The sequence below is a fragment of the Peribacillus acanthi genome (genome assembly GCF_003073175.1).
Classification (GTDB): domain Bacteria; phylum Bacillota; class Bacilli; order Bacillales; family DSM-1321; genus Bacillus_BN; species Bacillus_BN acanthi.
The window spans coordinates 1-2,514 of record NZ_QBBX01000001.1 but is presented as its reverse complement, the minus strand read 5'-3'; the positions used below and the strand labels follow the sequence as shown (position 1 = coordinate 2,514).

General features: G+C 49.7%; 21 tRNA genes and 1 rRNA gene. All 22 read right to left on the bottom strand.

From position 1 onward, the window contains the following. The 22 genes from DBX25_RS00115 to rrf all read right to left on the bottom strand — a co-directional run bounded on the left by DBX25_RS00115 (position 1) and on the right by rrf (position 2,372). Positions 1 to 74: transfer RNA gene (locus DBX25_RS00115), tRNA-Ile, on the bottom strand. A 17-nt stretch (positions 75 to 91) separates the two neighbouring features. Then, positions 92 to 165, bottom strand: a tRNA-Gly gene (locus DBX25_RS00110). 16 nt (positions 166 to 181) lie between these two features. Beyond that, a tRNA-Gln gene (locus tag DBX25_RS00105) sits at positions 182 to 256 on the bottom strand. A gap of 13 nt (positions 257 to 269) precedes the next feature. Then, a tRNA-His gene (locus DBX25_RS00100) sits at positions 270 to 345 on the bottom strand. A 12-nt stretch (positions 346 to 357) separates the two neighbouring features. Continuing rightward, a tRNA-Trp gene (locus DBX25_RS00095) sits at positions 358 to 431 on the bottom strand. Positions 432 to 440: 9 nt separating this feature from the next. Continuing rightward, a tRNA-Tyr gene (locus DBX25_RS00090) sits at positions 441 to 525 on the bottom strand. A gap of 30 nt (positions 526 to 555) precedes the next feature. Further along, positions 556 to 631, bottom strand: a tRNA-Phe gene (locus DBX25_RS00085). Positions 632 to 648: 17 nt separating this feature from the next. Continuing rightward, positions 649 to 724 (bottom strand) — tRNA-Asp (locus DBX25_RS00080). Between the two features lie 3 nt (positions 725 to 727). Beyond that, a tRNA-Met gene (locus tag DBX25_RS00075) sits at positions 728 to 804 on the bottom strand. A gap of 190 nt (positions 805 to 994) precedes the next feature. Next, positions 995 to 1,087, bottom strand: a tRNA-Ser gene (locus DBX25_RS00070). Between the two features lie 10 nt (positions 1,088 to 1,097). Next, positions 1,098 to 1,174: transfer RNA gene (locus tag DBX25_RS00065), tRNA-Met, on the bottom strand. Positions 1,175 to 1,200: 26 nt separating this feature from the next. Continuing rightward, a tRNA-Ala gene (locus DBX25_RS00060) sits at positions 1,201 to 1,276 on the bottom strand. Positions 1,277 to 1,301: 25 nt separating this feature from the next. Continuing rightward, a tRNA-Pro gene (locus tag DBX25_RS00055) sits at positions 1,302 to 1,378 on the bottom strand. A gap of 21 nt (positions 1,379 to 1,399) precedes the next feature. Continuing rightward, positions 1,400 to 1,476, bottom strand: a tRNA-Arg gene (locus DBX25_RS00050). Positions 1,477 to 1,488: 12 nt separating this feature from the next. Beyond that, a tRNA-Leu gene (locus tag DBX25_RS00045) sits at positions 1,489 to 1,577 on the bottom strand. A 7-nt stretch (positions 1,578 to 1,584) separates the two neighbouring features. After that, a tRNA-Gly gene (locus tag DBX25_RS00040) sits at positions 1,585 to 1,659 on the bottom strand. A gap of 3 nt (positions 1,660 to 1,662) precedes the next feature. Continuing rightward, positions 1,663 to 1,747: transfer RNA gene (locus DBX25_RS00035), tRNA-Leu, on the bottom strand. Positions 1,748 to 1,759: 12 nt separating this feature from the next. Then, positions 1,760 to 1,832: transfer RNA gene (locus DBX25_RS00030), tRNA-Lys, on the bottom strand. 145 nt (positions 1,833 to 1,977) lie between these two features. Beyond that, positions 1,978 to 2,053, bottom strand: a tRNA-Thr gene (locus tag DBX25_RS00025). Positions 2,054 to 2,062: 9 nt separating this feature from the next. Next, positions 2,063 to 2,138, bottom strand: a tRNA-Val gene (locus DBX25_RS00020). A gap of 5 nt (positions 2,139 to 2,143) precedes the next feature. Next, positions 2,144 to 2,218, bottom strand: a tRNA-Glu gene (locus tag DBX25_RS00015). Between the two features lie 38 nt (positions 2,219 to 2,256). Then, positions 2,257 to 2,372: ribosomal RNA gene (gene rrf / locus DBX25_RS00010) — 5S ribosomal RNA — on the bottom strand. Positions 2,373 to 2,514 lie beyond the last annotated feature (142 nt).

Here is a 2,514-nt window from a genome sequence, read left to right as displayed (position 1 = left end):
TGGGCCTAAATGGACTCGAACCATCGACCTCACGCTTATCAGGCGTGCGCTCTAACCAGCTGAGCTATAGGCCCATTCAAGGCATTAATATTGGAGCGGGTGATGAGAATCGAACTCACGACATCAGCTTGGAAGGCTGAGGTTTTACCATTAAACTACACCCGCATATTGATAAATGAAATGGCTGGGCTAGCTGGATTCGAACCAACGCATGACGGAGTCAAAGTCCGTTGCCTTACCGCTTGGCTATAGCCCAATAAGGTTTAAAATGGGGCGACTGAAGGGAATCGAACCCTCGAATGTCGGAACCACAATCCGATGCGTTAACCACTTCGCCACAATCGCCATAATAAAGATTGGCAGGGGTAGTAGGAATTGAACCCACACCGAAGGTTTTGGAGACCTTTGTTCTACCTTTAAACTATACCCCTATATATAAATGGTGGAGGGGGACGGATTCGAACCGCCGAACCCTGAGGGAGCGGATTTACAGTCCGCCGCGTTTAGCCACTTCGCTACCCCTCCATATAGTCTACTCGACTTAGGGGTTATATATGGTGGCTCGGGACGGAATCGAACCGCCGACACAAGGATTTTCAGTCCTTTGCTCTACCGACTGAGCTACCGAGCCAAAATAAAAAAAACAAATGGCGGTCCCGACGGGAATCGAACCCGCGATCTCCTGCGTGACAGGCAGGCATGTTAACCGCTACACCACGGGACCATTTGGTTGCGGGGACAGGATTTGAACCTGCGACCTTCGGGTTATGAGCCCGACGAGCTACCAGACTGCTCCACCCCGCGATAATAAAAATGATACAATTTTGTATATGCGCTACGTTTACCTTAGACTGTAACAATCTCTACAAGTATACTCATGAAGCAAAATCGCTTGTTACAACTCGAAGAATTTTCACAGAACCTTCGCTCGTTGCTCCACGCCGCGATAGTAAAAATGATACAATATTAAGCCATGTTTACATTAAAATAAATATGGCGGAGGAAGAGGGATTCGAACCCCCGCGGGCTTTAACACCCCTGTCGGTTTTCAAGACCGATCCCTTCAGCCGGACTTGGGTATTCCTCCGCAATATAAATGGTAGCGGCAGAGGGGATCGAACCCCCGACCTCACGGGTATGAACCGTACGCTCTAGCCAGCTGAGCTACGCCGCCACAATAATAAATATTCAAGTAAAGAATGGTGGAGCCTAGCGGGATCGAACCGCTGACCTCCTGCGTGCAAGGCAGGCGCTCTCCCAGCTGAGCTAAGGCCCCAAAAATTTAAGAATAGGAATTTTAATGGTCGGGAAGACAGGATTCGAACCTGCGACCCCTTGGTCCCAAACCAAGTGCTCTACCAAGCTGAGCTACTCCCCGATTATTAAAATGAAATATATATGGCGCGCCCGAAAGGAGTCGAACCCATAACCTTCTGATCCGTAGTCAGACGCTCTATCCAATTGAGCTACGGGCGCATATATATATGATGGTGCCGAGGACCGGAATCGAACCGGTACGGTAGTCACCTACCGCAGGATTTTAAGTCCTGTGCGTCTGCCAGTTCCGCCACCCCGGCATTTGATTGGAGCGGAAGACGGGATTCGAACCCGCGACCCCAACCTTGGCAAGGTTGTATTCTACCACTGAACTACTTGCGCAAGTGGTGCGGATGAAGGGACTTGAACCCCCACGCCGTAAGGCGCCAGATCCTAAGTCTGGTGCGCCTGCCAATTCCGCCACATCCGCTAAACTAAACGGTGAGCCATGGAGGACTCGAACCTCCGACCCTCTGATTAAAAGTCAGATGCTCTACCGACTGAGCTAATGGCTCGGTATATAATTTATCTCCGCTACCAAGTATCAAAAATGTGCTCCATTTACCTCTTTTCAAGAAGTAAATTCCGCAACTCGTAGCATATTCGTAGAAGCTTTGCTCGTCTCTACCGACTGAGCTAATGGCTCGTACAATTGAAAGATGGTGCCGGCGATAGGAGTCGAACCCACGACCTACTGATTACAAGTCAGTTGCTCTACCAACTGAGCTACACCGGCACAAAAATATGGTGGAGGATGACGGGATCGAACCGCCGACCCCCTGCTTGTAAGGCAGGTGCTCTCCCAGCTGAGCTAATCCTCCAAATATGGTGACCCGTACGGGATTCGAACCCGTGTTACCGCCGTGAAAGGGCGGTGTCTTAACCGCTTGACCAACGGGCCATGTTTAATCATTCCAAATATAGAACCCAAAGGGCCTAGCCTGGCAACGTCCTACTCTCACAGGGGGAAACCCCCAACTACCATCGGCGCTGAAGAGCTTAACTTCCGTGTTCGGAATGGGAACGGGTGTGACCTCTTCGCCATCATTACCAGACTATATTTGATTGAAGGTTTATTCCTTCAAAACTAGATAATTAAGACGATCATCATTTAAAATTGTGGTTAAGTCCTCGATCTATTAGTATCTGTCAGCTCCACGTGTCGCCACGCTTCCACCTCAGACCTATCAACCTGAT